This is a genomic window from Moraxella canis, assembly GCF_034424565.1.
Lineage (GTDB): Bacteria > Pseudomonadota > Gammaproteobacteria > Pseudomonadales > Moraxellaceae > Moraxella > Moraxella canis.
This window is the reverse complement of the sequence record NZ_CP139961.1, coordinates 1,981,489-1,996,796: the sequence shown is the minus strand read 5'-3', so window position 1 is coordinate 1,996,796 and position 15,308 is coordinate 1,981,489. Positions and strand designations below refer to the sequence as shown.

General features: G+C 39.5%; 14 protein-coding genes. 8 read left to right on the top strand and 6 right to left on the bottom strand.

Translation table 11 applies throughout. The features are described from left to right. Positions 1-2 precede the first annotated feature (2 nt). From U0021_RS09045 to U0021_RS09020, 6 genes are all read left to right on the top strand, one after another. Positions 3-5,759, top strand: coding sequence for a two-partner secretion domain-containing protein (locus U0021_RS09045; RefSeq protein ID WP_162816827.1), 5,757 nt, complete (start codon positions 3-5; stop codon positions 5,757-5,759). Next, the gene (locus U0021_RS09040) at positions 5,759-6,271 is read left to right on the top strand and encodes a hypothetical protein (protein ID WP_114801050.1); all 513 of its coding nucleotides are present in this window, start codon (positions 5,759-5,761) and stop codon (positions 6,269-6,271) included. The genes U0021_RS09045 and U0021_RS09040 overlap by 1 nt, the downstream gene beginning before the upstream one ends. 169 nt (positions 6,272-6,440) lie before the next feature. After that, a complete protein-coding gene (locus U0021_RS09035; RefSeq protein ID WP_162816826.1) occupies positions 6,441-6,713 on the top strand; it encodes a hypothetical protein in 273 nt (90 codons plus the stop codon). After that, entirely contained in the window at positions 6,710-7,432 is a 723-nt protein-coding gene (locus U0021_RS09030; protein WP_049237194.1) for a hypothetical protein, read from the top strand. Before U0021_RS09035 ends, U0021_RS09030 begins: the two co-directional genes overlap by 4 nt. Positions 7,433-7,591: 159 nt before the next feature. Then, entirely contained in the window at positions 7,592-8,287 is a 696-nt protein-coding gene (locus U0021_RS09025) for a hypothetical protein (protein ID WP_327037482.1), read from the top strand. 3 nt (positions 8,288-8,290) lie between these two features. Then, a complete protein-coding gene (locus tag U0021_RS09020; protein WP_114801208.1) occupies positions 8,291-8,824 on the top strand; it encodes a hypothetical protein in 534 nt (177 codons plus the stop codon). A gap of 184 nt (positions 8,825-9,008) precedes the next feature. On the opposite strand, the gene U0021_RS09015 is transcribed toward U0021_RS09020, so the two are convergent. The 3 genes from U0021_RS09015 to U0021_RS09005 form a co-directional block, all read right to left on the bottom strand. Next, positions 9,009-9,932, bottom strand: a complete 924-nt coding sequence (locus U0021_RS09015) for a relaxase/mobilization nuclease domain-containing protein (protein ID WP_114801207.1) — start codon at positions 9,930-9,932, stop codon at positions 9,009-9,011. 246 nt (positions 9,933-10,178) lie between these two features. Then, complete coding sequence (locus U0021_RS09010; RefSeq protein WP_114801206.1) at positions 10,179-10,622, bottom strand: hypothetical protein; 444 nt, start codon at positions 10,620-10,622, stop codon at positions 10,179-10,181. 119 nt (positions 10,623-10,741) lie between these two features. After that, positions 10,742-11,317: a recombinase family protein gene (locus tag U0021_RS09005; protein WP_114801205.1), complete on the bottom strand. Its 576-nt coding sequence runs from the start codon at positions 11,315-11,317 to the stop codon at positions 10,742-10,744. A gap of 302 nt (positions 11,318-11,619) precedes the next feature. On the opposite strand from U0021_RS09005, the gene U0021_RS09000 reads away from it, so the two are divergent. Both U0021_RS09000 and U0021_RS08995 read left to right on the top strand, forming a co-directional pair. Continuing rightward, the gene (locus tag U0021_RS09000; protein ID WP_114801204.1) at positions 11,620-11,928 is read left to right on the top strand and encodes a hypothetical protein; all 309 of its coding nucleotides are present in this window, start codon (positions 11,620-11,622) and stop codon (positions 11,926-11,928) included. After that, positions 11,928-12,296 (top strand): type II toxin-antitoxin system RelE/ParE family toxin, encoded by a 369-nt coding sequence (locus U0021_RS08995; protein WP_114801203.1) that lies wholly within the window; start codon positions 11,928-11,930, stop codon positions 12,294-12,296. The genes U0021_RS09000 and U0021_RS08995 overlap by 1 nt, the downstream gene beginning before the upstream one ends. A gap of 210 nt (positions 12,297-12,506) precedes the next feature. Here U0021_RS08995 and U0021_RS08990 read toward each other — a convergent pair whose 3' ends face one another. From U0021_RS08990 to U0021_RS08980, 3 genes are read right to left on the bottom strand one after another with little or no spacing between them, the layout of a single operon-like run. Then, the gene (locus U0021_RS08990) at positions 12,507-12,791 is read right to left on the bottom strand and encodes a hypothetical protein (protein WP_114801202.1); all 285 of its coding nucleotides are present in this window, start codon (positions 12,789-12,791) and stop codon (positions 12,507-12,509) included. Between the two features lie 16 nt (positions 12,792-12,807). Continuing rightward, positions 12,808-13,296 carry a hypothetical protein gene (locus U0021_RS08985; RefSeq protein ID WP_162816847.1) on the bottom strand — a complete coding sequence of 163 codons (489 nt, stop codon included), beginning with the start codon at positions 13,294-13,296 and terminating at the stop codon, positions 12,808-12,810. Positions 13,297-13,316: 20 nt separating this feature from the next. Continuing rightward, entirely contained in the window at positions 13,317-15,266 is a 1,950-nt protein-coding gene (locus tag U0021_RS08980; protein ID WP_327037480.1) for a hemagglutinin repeat-containing protein, read from the bottom strand. Positions 15,267-15,308 lie beyond the last annotated feature (42 nt).

Here is a 15,308-nt window from a genome sequence, read left to right as displayed (position 1 = left end):
ATATGAACAAACATACCTTCAAACTGATCTTTAGCAAAGCTTATGGCATGCTCATTGCTGTGGGTGAAAATGCTCGTGGTTATAATCACGCAAATGCTCGTGGCGCCAATCAATCGTCATCAGCTACAAATGACTTTCACAGCAGCCGCACCGTCAAACTGACTACATTGGCACTGAGCCTTTGGACCGCTTATTTCCCAGTATTTGTCAATCAAGCAATGGCCCAAAGCCAAATACATCCATTAGCCCAAGGTAATCCTGATTATCGCCCCACCTTACTCCACTCTTCTAATGGCGTACCTGTGGTAAATATTCGCACCATCAATGAAGCAGGGGTTTCTCGCAACCAATTTGGGCAGTTTGATATTGATGATCAAGGCGTGATATTAAACAATGCTCGCTTTGGTACTAATACCCAGCTGGCAGGTCAAATTGATGGCAACTTCTGGCTATTAAGCGGTGAGGCTGCCACGATTGTCAATGAAGTGCACCATCCCAATCCAAGCCAACTCAATGGCAAGATAGAAGTGGCTGGTCGCACTGCCAATGTGATTATAGCCAACCCTAATGGTTTAACCGTCAATGGTGGCGGTTTTATCAATGCTGGCAATACCTTATTGGGTGCTGGTCGTTTGCAATACAATCATCAAGGCAGCCCTTCTGCTATCAACATCGATACAGGTAAGATAGAAGTTGGCAAAGCGGGTATTCATTATGACTACAACCACTTAAATAGTCCTTATTTTGCCCAACTATTTGCCAAAGCTATAGAAGCTCAAGGTGCTATTACAGGTGCTGACGGTCACTATGTGCAAGTGATTGCAGGGAGTAATGATATCGGCTTAAATAATGCAGGTACTATCAATATCATTAAACCAACTGGCATGCAAACACATGCCAAAAGCAATAAGACCGCCATTGATATTGGCAGCTTGGGGCAGATTTATGCCAGTGGTATTCATCTTATCAGCACTGATAAAGGTGCAGGTGTATCAGCAGCTGGTAGTTTAAAGGCTAATCAATACATCACCTTATCTGCCGATGGTAAGATTAGTCAAACAGGTCAATTAATCACAACCGATAAAGCCTCGCAAATCTATGTGCATAGCCAAAGTAATGACATTGTCAATACAGGAAAAATACACTCCGCTCATCAAACAGTTGTGGTAGCAGGCAGTAGCATTGACAATCAAGGTACCATCTTAGGGGATAACAGCACTCAGCTTGCTGCCAAAGGTGATGTCGGTTTTGATAAACTGCATTATGACAATACAGCGACCAACCTATCCATCAGTGCTGACGGTCGTATCACAAGCCAAGAGCCTGTGCATATTAGCACCGCTGGTACGGTGGACATTAAGGCAGGCAAAAGCCTATCGCTCAATCAAGCATACATCCAAAGTGGTAGTGATAAAGAAACTGGGATTCGTCTAGCCTCCAGTCAGCTTGAGATTACACAATCAAAGCTTGTCAGCACGGATAGTAAAGCAATCATTGCTGGCACAACTACTGACATTGACAATAGCACCATCAACGCCAAAACCAATGAGATTATCGGCAGTAGTTTGGTACTTGATAATAGCCATATCCAAGGCGTACAGCAAAACATCTTTACCGCCGACATAGCAGCACTGAGCAATAACAGGATTGATGGTGATAATACACTGATCACCGTAAGCAAAACCCTTGATTCTAAAAACAATCAAGTGATTGCTATGGGCAATCTTACCATCGCCGCAGGTGAAAAAATTGCCCTATCAGATAATGCTATCATGGCAAATCACCTCACTGCCATCAGCCAAGATGGTGAACTGCAAATCATTAATAGCACAATCAATGCCAGCGGCAATATTGATGCACAAAGTAAAAAACTCGCCACAACAAGCAGTGAGCTACAAGGTGATAATATTAGCCTGCATGGCGTAGATGCCAATCATATTGACAATACCGCCATCAATGCAAATGCGCATCTTGCCATCAGCAGTCGTGAAAGTCAGGTCATGCTTAAAGATACCAAAGTTAAAGCACAAGGCTTGGCTTTCATCTCTGCCAATCAAAATGTTCATCTTGGCACAAGCACGGTGGCAGCTGGCAGTATTGCTCTACACAGTCAGACAGGCGGTGTGGATTGGCAAAATGCCAATTTAACCACTCATAAAAGCGATGTTCTTGCTAATAATCCGCAATTAGCCGCAGCCAACGGCGTACTTGCTATCAAAAGCCATGATGATATCACCGTAGAGGCAGGTAAAACCATGACTGCTATTGGTGGTGTAGAGCTTGCCAGTCAGGGTAAGTTGGCTTTGGCATCACAATCGGGTAACAAAGGGCGAGGCAGTGAGAGCAAAGTGACCATCACCACTGACGGCGCAGTTAATCTTAAAGGTGCTAGCGTTGATATCAGTGGTAGCCACATTCAAGCTGGTAGTGGCATTACAGCCACTGCAACCCAAAGCAATCTATCTATTGGGGCTGTTAGTAATGTGGTATCGGGCATCAAAGATGATGACCGTATTAAATTACTTGAAGGTGAGATTGGCACACTTAAGAACCAAATTGATACCCTAAAGCGCGATACGGCCTATCAACAGGTACTGGCAAGTCACAAAGAGGCAACTGATAAACTTGCTGATTTGGAAGCTAAAAATGCACAAAGTCCTGTTGCCGATTACAAAGAACAAAAAGAAGCACTGAATAAACAGCTTGCCAAGAGTGTGCAAGACGAACTGGTTCGTCGTCAAGAGCTGAAAATCACATTCAAGCCTGATGAACTGGCACAAGAAATCACCAAGCTTAATAAATCTCTTAAGATTGCCAACACCGAATTTACAGGCGTAGAAAATGCAGGAGCAAACCTTGCCACAACCGATGGCGACATTCGCCTGATCAGTGCTGGTGGCATTGCTGTTCAAATGGCAAATCTACAAGCAGATAATGGTAAAGTGCAGATGGCAGCCCTTGGCTCCCAAGGGCAAACACGGCAAGTGATTGATGAGATTAGTCGCACCGCTCTACTTCTTCCGCTGCTTGGCAAGAAAACTGGTAATGCAGATACCCAAACAGCCAGCGCCATCATTGACAAACTTGTGTTTGATCAAGCTGCCTTTGATGATGATAACAAACTTAGCGAGCATAAAACCAAACTCAAAAGTACCTATGCAGCCGCTTTGGGTGGTGATACCAACAAATTTACTGAGTTTAAGCAGCTATTATCACAAATCCCACCTGTCCAAAACATCGATATTGCTATTAGTATTGAGGGTTTGCACGATGTCTATGAGCGTGGTGAATTTGAAGATGATGCTTATGCGCTGCATAAAAATTATCAGCCAAGCACCATCACGGCCAAAGATGGTATTGTCATCCAAGCCATTAGCAATCCCCAAGCAGGCACTGTTTCGGCACAGCCAGCATCAGACAGCAACATCTTACTGATAGGCGGCACTTATCAAGCAGGCGATGCTGGCATTACCATCCAAAGTGCTGGCAGTACCATGCTACAAGCTGGTCAAGACAGCATCTATGATAGAGAAACCAACACCTTCAAGAAAAAAAGCTGGGGTGGTGTCAAAAAGAAAGTTACTGTCACAACCACCACAGAGCAAATCGCCGATAGCGAGGCAGTCAAGCTAAATGCCAATGCCATCTCAGTGCAGGCGAATGATAATCTATATGCCTACGCCACCGAATTTAATGCACCAGCAGGTCAAATTCAGCTTAAATCTGGTGAAGCTTTGGGTCTTTATGCTGTCCAGGAAGTGGATGTCAAAGAAGTAGAGTCTAAAACGACTTCTAGCTTTGCTGGCATCAAATATAGAAAAGTCAATACCAAAGAAAGCAAACAAATCATCAGCGAGCTGCCAACCAGCCTGATTGCTGACTATAGTCAAAGTGAGTCAGGAGGCAGCACTCACCTACAGGGCACTCGCTTTGCCAATCTACAAGAGGCAAGTATCACCGCGGGTGTTGGCGATAAAGCAGTGGCTGATGCTAGAATCATCCTAGACACCATCAGCACAACCGTCAGCGTCAGTCAATCTCGCCAATTTGAAAACCTAGTCTGGCAGTCCATTTCAGAGTCGGGTTATATCAATGAAGATGCCAAGCTGCCCTCATTCATTGGCGTTACTCCCACTTTCAATGCCACAGGCGGTCTGGCTGTACAAGTGCCCATCAAAAAACACGAGGCAGATCATCCTGAGCATCTGGTCAATGTACTAAACCGACTAAGCACAGAGCCAGGATTTGATTATTTACAAGATATCATCCATCGTGATGATGTGGACTTCACCGCCATCAGACTTGCCCAAGAAAACTGGGACTATAAACAAGAAGGACTCTCCCCAGCAGGAGCGGCACTACTGGCGATTGCTTTATCAATGGCAACGGCTGGTGGCGGTGTGTCTGTGCTAAGCTCGATGGGCGTATCTGTCACAGCAGGTTCTGCGACAGCAGCAATGGCAAATGCCGCCTTTACCTCCTTGGTTATCCAAGCAGGCATCACTTTGGTCAATAACAAAGCCGATGTCAATCAAACCCTCAAAGACTTAGGCAAATCACAAACTGCCAAGAACATGGCAAAAGCAGTGCTAACAGCTGGAGCAACTGCCAATCTGGATAAATTCTTAGGTCAAACCCTAAAAATAGATACCTCTGCTACCGCCACCATCGGTGACAAATTCACTCGCGCCTTTGTACAAGGTACAGGGCTTGCTCTGACGGATAGCTTAATCTATGGCGAAAGTCTAGAAGAGTCACTAAAAAGACATCTGACCAATCAACTGGTTGATACCGCCGCCGCGGGTATTTATACTTATGGTATTAAACCACTGGACTTCAATGATACAGAGCTTATCAGTAATATTGCTCATAAACTTGCTGCAGGTCTGACAGGCTGCGTTTCAGCTGCCGCTAAAAAACAAGACTGTGAAGCAGGTGCTGTGGGTAGTATCATCGGTGAGATGGTGGGGGATTGGTTAGTAACAGGAGAGTTAAGACAGCGATTTGAATCTGGTGAGATAAAACCAGGCTCAGATGACTACAATAAAGTATTAAACACCGCTCGCCTTACCGCAGGCTCTATTGCCCTACTGTATGACTTTGATGTGGATACCGCAGCTAATGAAGCTGGGGAGGCGGTGGAGAATAATAGCACAGCTCAGGTTATGCTTATTGCTGAATGGGAAGATATTAACCACCCAGATTACTCAAAAGAAATGTTGGAGGCGATAAAACGCATACCTGACAATATAGCTGCTCTTCATAATTATTACAATGATATGACAATTGCAAGTTTTAATATCGGCATGGTAAGCTATACAGCCATTGTTAATAACAAAAATGGCAATGTGTGGATAACAGGTGTTGAGAAAAAGCAAGTTGATGGTAAACCCGAATACAAACCGGTACCTGAAGTTAGTATTAATGCGAATATTCGAGAAATGGCAAATACTATTCGGCAATCGCCTGGATCACCCAACAGGATAACTCGACCTGTAGGTGGAGGTGTATCTATTAATTTTGGTAGTATTAAGGGTGGAAAGATGGAGGCTAGAGATATTGATAGAGCTATAGAAGGTAGTTCCGTCGGCTTTCAGGTGTGTCATGGGGTTTGCGGTGGTGCAATCAGAGCTAGTGGAGGGCAAATCATCTTAACCTACGGTACTGGTACATCGCAAATTGGCATCACAGGTGGAAATATGGTTCAATTGTCAGAAGAAAAGAAACAAGAGTTATTTAAGATATTGAAGGTTAGATGATGAAAAAGTCGATGGATAAAATAAAAGATCTTCTAATCTCTGTAGCATTAATTATTTTCTTAATCTTTATGCTGTTAATGTACCTTTCTGGAAACATGTCTTTTGAAAAAGGCGTGCATGATAATAGAGAGGATAGGCCAACGATGGAGGAGGTGGATGCTTTGTTAAATGAGTTGACAGATGGTATTTCATCAGAAAAAGATGAATTTGTGGTAAGGAAAGTCAATGTTGTATATAAGCGTTACAGATATGAAAATCTAAGCGAAAAAGAACAGCTATATCTAAAGAATATAATAGATAGCTCATCCAAATGGGTTGAATACGATCATGAGATAAATAGAGGTGAAGAGAGTTTTTATTACTGTTATAATCAGTTTGAGCTTATTCTTACCAGAGATTTAGATATTAATACAAATGATAGAAGTCATGCGGATAATTCTTTCGCTGTGAGCGTTGGATGGGGTGCTGCTAATAATAATGTGTGTCGCAGGAAGTTTTTAGCCGCAGGTTAGCATGGTAGGTTGTGTTGAACGGCAGTGAAACCCAGCATTTGTTATATAACCCATTGATTTTGTTGGCTTTTCTCAAGATCAACCCAACCTTGTATCTTATCACCTAAAACTGCCTATCTAAAAACAAGACTGTGAAGCAGGTGCTGTCGGTGCTATCATCGGTGAGATGGTGGGGGATTGGCTAGTTACAAAAGAACTCAAACAAATGCTATGGGATGGTAAAGTAACAGATTATAGACAGTGGGATATTAACCGCTTGGTTCGAGAACAAACAAGATTACAGCCTATACACGAGAAACATATTGAAGGTTCAGTAATATTTACACTACCTCCCAAGGTTGGTACTGGCTCAGGCACTGTTGATATGATGAATCTTCAAGATAGGATACGTTACGGTTGCTTGATGATGGGTTATAATTATGCCAATGGAGTTTGCAAATGAATGATTGTAATGGAGATAAGCTGGATGCTAAGTTAAGCAAAATAGCAAGTTATTTTTCTACATTATTAAGTGAAATTGGTAATTATTTTTCTAATGTAACTATTATTTTTTTATTCTATTGGTTTTTTTTTACATTATTTTTTTTAAATTATGAATATCTCTCAGCCTTTGAGAATTCTGTTTTATTTCTTATTTTCCTTATGATATTTTTATTATCTCTGATTGTGATAGACTTTTTAAATTATTATGTAAAATTAAACTTAATATCAATTTTATTGTTAATAATAGTATTTTCGATTAGAAAATTCTCCTTGTACTCATTAACTCATAATGGGATGAATGATGACTTTCCCAGAGGTTTTGTTATCGGCACCTTTTTTTATTCAATAATATCCATAACGTTGTTACCTTTTTTTGCATCCTTTATATCAAAAAATAAAAAAATACTATTGCCAATGCTTGTGTTGATTATTTTATTTATTTATGATTATTCTATGGATTTATTAAATATAAATAATATAAATTTTTTTAAAAATGAATTTAGATATATTGTAAATTTTTTATCATATGCGCTTGCACTGTTGATTTTTATGTCTTATAAAAATAATATAAAATATAAAGATAATAATCTTTTGTATTTTGCACGAAATAAGTCTATAAAATTATTAATTTCTCTTTTTGGGCTTCCCATCTTTCTATTATTTTTAATATTTGCATAGCAAATATTTTATATGATTTAACAAATATCAAGGTGCAAATATTATTTTCAAGCCCATGGGCTTGGTTAAGACAATCAAACCCCACATTTTTAGCCGCCTATCCGCCAAAGCCTCAATAAATCTTGTGAAGCAGGTGCTGTCGGTGCTATCATCGGTGAGATGGTGGGGGATTGGTTAGTAACAGGAGAGTTAAGACAGCGATTTGAATCTGGTGAGATAAAACCAGGCTCAGATGACTACAATAAAGTATTAAACACCGCTCGCCTTACCGCAGGTGCCATCGCCCTACTGTATGACTTTGATGTGGATACCGCAGTAGGTAGTGCTGAGGAGGCGGTGGAGAATAATGGCTTAAAAGCTGTTATAAGCTCTTTAAAAATCGCTAACAAGCTAAGAAGCATATATAGGAGAAATAATCGCTTAACATGGGCGGATGTTCAACAAGCTGTAAAAGAGGAGGGTATTAATATTGCAGGTAATATCCTAACATTGGCAGATGGTCAATTAACATTTGATGATGCCAAAATATTCTTGGATTTGCTAGCTGGAACCGAATTTAATACTACAAACAAAGGAGAGGCTGCAAGAAAAATCGAACAGATAGCACGCAGGTATCAGCCCTTTAAGAATTACAAAAGCCAATTAGTTGTAGGTGATAGAATTAATTTAGCAAGCTTCACTAAAAGAAGCAGTAATAGTGGAGCTAGAGCAGACTATATAGATCCTAATACGCAATGGAAAATATCACCAGATAGAGGAAATTCTCCCCATGGAGGCAGTGCGTGGAAATTAATAGATTCCAAAGGTAGAAGAGTGGGGACAATTTCTAAAGATGGTATATTTTTGCGAGATTAAACAATGATTGATTTTGATTTTGATAATGAAAAGATTTTGGATAGTTTGGAAGCAACTTTGATTAGAGATAATTTAAGTGATTTGTATATAGATTTACAAAAACCATCGCCTGAAAATATAAAAAAACAATTTTCAATTTCATTCTTTGACCATATTTTAAGTGAGCAAGAGTATATAAATGCAAAGTTTGTATGCTATTCAGATATTACGGAGTCATCTAGTGATCATTTAATAGAAGAAATAAACAAGGTGATGAACGATTTTTTGTATGTATATGGTTTCTTATTTGATATAAATGATGGTTTTGTATATATAGACAATAATTCATCGATTATTAAAACACATAATAAAGATTTATATACAAGGAATGTCATCAATGGTTTAAAGGAACGACCTTTATGTGTTTTGGTTTTTTCCAATCTAAAATTAACGGTTGAGTTTGGATACGACTTAACGCATCATTTTTATCTTGCTGATGATGCCTATTTTGAAAAAATAAAGGAAGTGGTGTTGTTAAATAAATTATTTATAATATGAGTTAGATTGCAAATCTACTATCATCGGTGAGATGGTGGGTGATTAGATGAGCTCATAGGCTGGGTTAGCGATAGCGTAACCCAGCATTTTGAGATAACTATTGAATTTTTTAGGTATTTCAAGAAAGTCTAACGATCTCTATTGCAAGCTTGCCACCACCCTCACAGGCTAACCATCCGCCCCATCACCGCCCCCTGTCTTGACTGTGATTAACCAGTTCTTTAACGGCATTTTTGACTGTGCCATCAGGCAGTTTTTTGGCGTATTGTTCATAAGCCTTCATCGTTTCTTTGTTCATTTTCTCAAGTGCTTTTTCGCTTGGCAGTTTTGGTTTGTAAGGATTACCATCACGAGTGGCCTTGTGCATTTTCCATTGTCTTTTATTGTCTTTCGATTTAAAGCGGCTAACATTTCGGCTGGCTGTGGCTTCAATACCTTGCTCCGCCAATTTATTAACAAAGGCAACACGGTAATTGTGTAGGTCTTGTTTGCGTGGATTTAGTCTGGCACCACGGTCATCTGTTGCACAGACTAAGACATGACAGTGCGGCTTGACAGTATCTAAATGCTGTGCCATAAAATATTTATGACCAGCAAATTCTTCTTGCACCAAGTTTCTGACAGCGTCTTTGAGTCCTTTTGGGTCAGTGCCAGCTGGCATCGAGAAGACAAAGTGAAAGGCTTCTCTTTTTGTGCCTGTTTCTTCTTTATCGTGAAAACCAGCCGCTTGCCACGACTTGATCAATCCTTTTTGTTCTTCGCCCAAGTATGTATTGCCTTTTTCATCTTCAAGTTCGACCTGCCCTTTTCGACCTGTATAAGCCAAATGTGCAGCGGCTTTATCAGCACCTTTACTTGATCCGCTGATTTTCACCACAACTTGTGGCAATTTCTTTTTGGGTGAATTGCTACTAGCTGATTTACTACCCTTAGCAGAATTGACCCCATTGATGATGTTTTTGGCGGCTTGGGCTTTTGGCACTGGTTTGCGGTTCGTTGGTATGGTGATACCACCAGCACTAGATGCTGATTTTGATGTGGTTTTGCGGTTGCCATTAAACCATTCATCAATATCGTCAAAAATCTTACCTTTACCTGCTTTACGCATAAGGATGAAACCCCTATATATATGATAAAATATAGAAAATTATAATATATATGGTAAAAATTACTATAAAAAACCGCCAACGATGGCGGAAATTTTGTAGTTGGTTTTTTAAGGTTAGATCAAACCTTGATTTTTATGCAAAAATGCATTATATTAAACACGAACGCAAGGGCGTTGGAGTTTTATGTTACCCAAGATTGCGTTTACAGTACCGAATCCGCTTGTATGGCAACATACAGGCGGATTTTATTTTGGCGGTTTATTATTATCCCCTTTAGGGATGACTGAAAAGAGTTCCGCCCTTGGCTTCTTGGTGGTTAATTCAAAAATAGCTCGGTCAGTTACTAGATTGCCATAACCGTCATTGCGTGGCGTTTGGTTCTGAATGGCGGTCATTCTTTGGGTAATGATGACTTTGCTGTTCTCAGATATGGCATTGGTAATTTGCTGGATCAAATCAGAAATTTTATAACCGTCTTTTTTAACCCTGCTTTCAAAATGATGTCGTCCCATGTACAAAATTTCATTTTGTTCCAGTGGGGGTAGATCATTGGCTATACGAAATTCATTGATTTTAGCAAATTGCTCATCGGTAAAATATCCAATAGCAACAAATTTTGGGCGTTCGCCATTTTGTAGCTGCTGCAAGTTGTTTTTGATGGTTTGTATTGCGTTTTCATATAAAGGCATTTTTTTTATATTCCTGTAAAATTATTACAGATATGATAATTCACAAATCTCAAAAGTTACAAATTTGATTTTCGATGTAAATTTTACAAGAATAAAAAAGGTTATTGGTATATCCATTCTTAATCGTTGGCCGCCATACTATCAATCGTGGCAGCTGGCAAATATCTATAAAGTGTCGATGTCGGCACACCAACAACTTCTGCCACACTCGGATAATCCATGCCGCCTTTTAAAAGCTCAATAGCGGCGGTTTTCTTGGCCGGTGTCAAGGCTTTTGGGCGACCAGCTTTTCTGCCACGCTTGGTGGCGGCTGCCATACCAGCTTTAACACGCTCTTGGATTTGCTCTCTTTCCATCTGTGCTACAGCACCTAGGATTGTAAAATACATTCGTCCTGTTGGGGTGGATGTGTCTATAGATTCTGTCAAGCTTTGCAATTCGATGCCATTATTTTTTAATTTTTCACTGACTTTAAGCAATTCAGCGATATTACGGCATAGGCGATCCAGCTTCCACACCACTAGCGTATCCCCTGCTCTAACATAATCAAGGGCATTAGCAAGTCCTTGCCTGTGAGCTTTACTGCTGCTGATTTTGTCCGTAAAAATTTTTTCGCATCCAGCCTTAGTGAGTGCATCAATTTGCAAGTCTAAGTTTTGATCTAATGTGCTGACACGAGCATAGCCGATTTTCATATCAAGACCCTGAGTGTCCGAATTCGGACAGTTGTAAATTTACAACAAATTATAGCAATTTATCAAAATAAAACAATAGCATTTTGATAATTATTTTGATATACCTTTATGATAATAGACAAATATAATAAAACCGATCTTTTTTGATCGGTTTATTTTCATTATCAAAAACAAATGTTTTTAAGAATTTAAATTGCAAAAAAAAATTAGAAAATTTAAGGCGGCCACCTTTTATTGACTTTTTTACCTAAGTAGTATATATTATTAACTGTTATGATAAGTTAATAATAATGGGGTAGCTGATGGTTGCAGTTAATACAATTACACAAAAATCCAGAGTATCACTTGTGATGGATTCTGAGAAAAAGCAAGCATTAGAGCAACTTGCCAAGCGTCAAAACCGCACACTGAATTATCTGATGGGTGAACTGGTGGATAAAGTCCTGCAGGAAGTCAAAGAGCAGGAAGAATACGAAGCTTATGTCGAAAAGCGCGTCATGCAGGCATATCAAAATGTGTTGGATGGTAAAAAAGGCACTTCGGTTGATGATTGCTTTGCTGCTGTTCGTGAACATGGCAAACAATATGCACAAGCCAAGGGTAAGTTATAATGCGTCAAGCTTATACCATTGCCATCTCTGATGATGCCAAGCAAGCACTGATGTCGCTTTATGAATACTATGTGGATGTTGCCAGCTATATTATGGCTGAAGCTAACATTACAGCCATTCAAGAAGCGATCAGTTCACTTGAATATTTTCCTGAACGCTGTCCTATGGCTGATTTTTCGCCCAATATAAGAAAAATGGTTGTGCCAAAACTGCCATTTTTGGTGTACTACACCATCATTGAAGATACGGTACATATCTTAGAAGTTTTGGATGGACGAAGAGCTGCTGCCACACCGCCTGTGGTAACCGCACCCTCAAAAGTGCCTGTCGCTAGGGCAGCGGCTGCAGTATGCAAAGCAACACGATAGATGCCGCCTTCATCCCACTTTTTAGCTTCTTCTATGATTTGGATGGCTTCTTTGGTGGTTAAACTTGAGTGATTAAGCTCTTGTGACATCCCCTATGATACCGTTTGAGTTAGGTGCGTACAAGGCGGAGGTGAAGCCATCGAAGAGTCTGAGGTTTTGTTCGATGTTTTGAGCTTTGTCTTCAAATGATTTGGTAATAGCCCTAATGAGCTAAACTCTAAATAAAAAGTGGAAAATGCCTAATGCATAAACTATGACCATCAAAGAAAGCCAATAAAATCTCAATGGCTTGCTATCATTTGACTTCAGGTTGTTTCCAAATATTGACATATCTTTACCATTAACATAGTCATAAATATTCACAAAAACCATCAAACAAATAAATAAAAATATAAAAAATTCATAAAAATCAAAATAGTATTTCTTATCCAACTCAACTGATACAATAATACTTATAACAAAAGGAGCAACAATAAGGATTTTATTTACACTCATGTTTCTGCTCTCCTCATCAAAGGTGTTGGTTAGGATTAAAAGCAGAAATGTCAGATATATATATCATTACTGCCTCAAGGAATTCATCAATATTATTAATATCGTAAACCATCTCCCCAGACCTTATTTTATGAAAGCTAAATTTTGAAAAAGTTCCTACATCGTCATCCTGAAAGGAGACAATTGCTAAGAATTCAGAGTTTTCCAATAAAGTCCATTTATCAATAAATCTTTTTAAAAAAGCTATAGATTGTAAAAATACCTCTGAATCTACATAGTCATCAATATGTATCATATTTAAAGAGATCTCCATTCCTGATATATCAGTATGCACTCTTTTTATATAGTCTTGAGAAATTATTTTTTCTTCATATTGGTTTGTGTATGCTCCATGAAAAAATATACCACCAGCTTTTTTTTCAAATTCTAAATTTAATAATTCCTCCAGCTTTTGATCAATATCAAAAATGTTGATATTATTGATATCATTGAATAACTTAGCCATTTTATTATTCATTATTAACATTATTTCTCCCCTAAATATTTCAAGCCTTTATCAATGCCATCTTTAAACTTTTTATCTTTTAACAAATCTTGTATTGATTTAGGAGCTAAAATACCATTTTTAATTTCTCCTTCATAAAATTTACCATCATTAGGATTATAATAATATTTTTTATTATTGCTATCCTGATAATGAATTTGCCCTGCTCTTACCCCTGGATTTGGGTTTTCTACATCAATTCTTGCTTTTGAACCTTTCTCTTTCCAGACGGTAGTACTAGAAGTTTGGGTCCCATTGGCACCTAATATTTCTGAATTGCCTTTGAACTGCCCACTGTCTTTTTTATTAGGTATAGCAGTATTACTAACAACCCCATACCTATCATTCCCAACAACTGTACCAGCACGCCCACCACCATACAATCTTTCATTGGCCAGTTCACCTACTAAAGCCTGGGCTTCATTGCCATTATAGCGGTTGATATGATTAATACCGGTATCTCTAATAAGATAACCGCCTGTAGCATTATTTATTTTAACACTATTGATGGTGGTGCTTGCATGAGTGCCACCCAATCTTGATATGTCAGTATAAAGACCTGGCAAGTGTTTTAGATTATAATCTCCCTGTGTGCCCGCTTGAAAATGCCTAATGAGATTAGAGCATCTGTGGCTATTAAAATCAGTGGCGCAATAGTTTTTGAAATGATTAAAGTTTGTTTTGTTAAGATTATCATACTTGGCATTCACTTGAGCAATGCACTCTTGGTTACCAGAACAATTGATAAGGCTAGTTTTCCATGCAGATAATTCTGTATGCGTCAAATAATTCCACTGGGTCTGCCCCACATTATTCACAGTACTTGCAGTATCGCCGCCAATAGAAGCACCAAGTCCTGCTGATAAGGCAAGTAGAGTGATGTCTCTGGTTTGTTTGTCAAAGCCTTGTTCTACCAGATACTCATCAATCTTTGGAATGGCGTAGGCTGTCCCACCTGCTGATGCTGCACCCTCAACAGTGCCTGTCGCTAGGGCAGCGGCTGCAGTATGCAAAGCAACACGGTAGATGCCACCTTCACTCCATTTATCAATTTCTTTGATGGTATTTTGATACTCATCAGAAGTGATGTCAATGTTTTTGTCATTAAGTTCATTTAGGTTTTGAATGAGTTTAAAAGCTTGCTTGTCAGCAAACTCCGCCACTGCCTTTGGTGCTTCTTTGCCAAACTCTGTGGTAATCACCACCTGAGCATTTAACTCTTTATGTGCTTGTGCTTGGTTAAAGTCATTGCTGATGATTTCATTAAGCTGGTTTTGAATTTCTTCTTGTTTGAAGTTGCCCGTGTTGATATGGCTAAGCCCTGCTTGGTCAGTGATGGCAGAATGGGTGGTGCTGGTTTTATGAGCTGGGGTGATTGTACCATAGCCTAAGCCTTGTAGGGTAGGTTTTGCTTTGTTGTCTGGATTGCTGGTGTCTGCACCAATACCAATGCCAAGACTGATGGCATCACCTTGATAGTTTAGGTGATTTTCAATGTCTTGGGTTTGGATACCTTGAGCAAATTGGGTTTGGTTTTTACCTTGATCGGTGATAAGATAGCCGCCAGTAAACTTGCTTTTGCCTTGTACTTGTAAAGTGGATTCTTTGGTTTTGATACCGGTTTGGTCGGTGACTTGGGCATAGCTTGCATTGGCGTTTGTGTTACCACCAGTGATACTGGCAGATTGTGGTGTGCCTTGGAAGCTGACATCAAGATTGCCACCTACTTGGGTTTGATTGCTGTTGTATTGATAAGTATCTTGACGGCTTTTGACGATGAGATCTTTGCCGACTGTACCTGTTAGGTATGTGGTGTCAAGATTAGCACCATCTAGGATAAGACTGCGTTTTTTATTTTGTATAGCGGATAGGTGTGGCGTATCAGTACCAATAAAACCGCCTGCAATTCGGTCAAAGTCCTCCCAGGTCAAAACACCTTGTTTTACTAAATCAAGCTCTATTTGCCGAGTTCT

What these genes read in the sequence shown, in the direction of transcription:
- U0021_RS09025 (WP_327037482.1), top strand. Translation starts at nt 7,592, where the DNA reads ATGGTGGGGGATTGGTTAGTAACAGGAGAGTTAAGACAGCGATTTGAA.
- U0021_RS09040 (WP_114801050.1), top strand. Translation starts at nt 5,759, where the DNA reads ATGAAAAAGTCGATGGATAAAATAAAAGATCTTCTAATCTCTGTAGCA.
- U0021_RS09045 (WP_162816827.1), top strand. Translation starts at nt 3, where the DNA reads ATGAACAAACATACCTTCAAACTGATCTTTAGCAAAGCTTATGGCATG.
- U0021_RS09005 (WP_114801205.1), bottom strand. Translation starts at nt 11,317, where the DNA reads ATGAAAATCGGCTATGCTCGTGTCAGCACATTAGATCAAAACTTAGAC.
- U0021_RS09020 (WP_114801208.1), top strand. Translation starts at nt 8,291, where the DNA reads ATGATTGATTTTGATTTTGATAATGAAAAGATTTTGGATAGTTTGGAA.
- U0021_RS08990 (WP_114801202.1), bottom strand. Translation starts at nt 12,791, where the DNA reads ATGAGTGTAAATAAAATCCTTATTGTTGCTCCTTTTGTTATAAGTATT.
- U0021_RS09030 (WP_049237194.1), top strand. Translation starts at nt 6,710, where the DNA reads ATGAATGATTGTAATGGAGATAAGCTGGATGCTAAGTTAAGCAAAATA.
- U0021_RS08995 (WP_114801203.1), top strand. Translation starts at nt 11,928, where the DNA reads ATGCGTCAAGCTTATACCATTGCCATCTCTGATGATGCCAAGCAAGCA.
- U0021_RS09010 (WP_114801206.1), bottom strand. Translation starts at nt 10,622, where the DNA reads ATGCCTTTATATGAAAACGCAATACAAACCATCAAAAACAACTTGCAG.
- U0021_RS09000 (WP_114801204.1), top strand. Translation starts at nt 11,620, where the DNA reads ATGGTTGCAGTTAATACAATTACACAAAAATCCAGAGTATCACTTGTG.
- U0021_RS08985 (WP_162816847.1), bottom strand. Translation starts at nt 13,296, where the DNA reads ATGGCTAAGTTATTCAATGATATCAATAATATCAACATTTTTGATATT.
- U0021_RS09015 (WP_114801207.1), bottom strand. Translation starts at nt 9,932, where the DNA reads ATGCGTAAAGCAGGTAAAGGTAAGATTTTTGACGATATTGATGAATGG.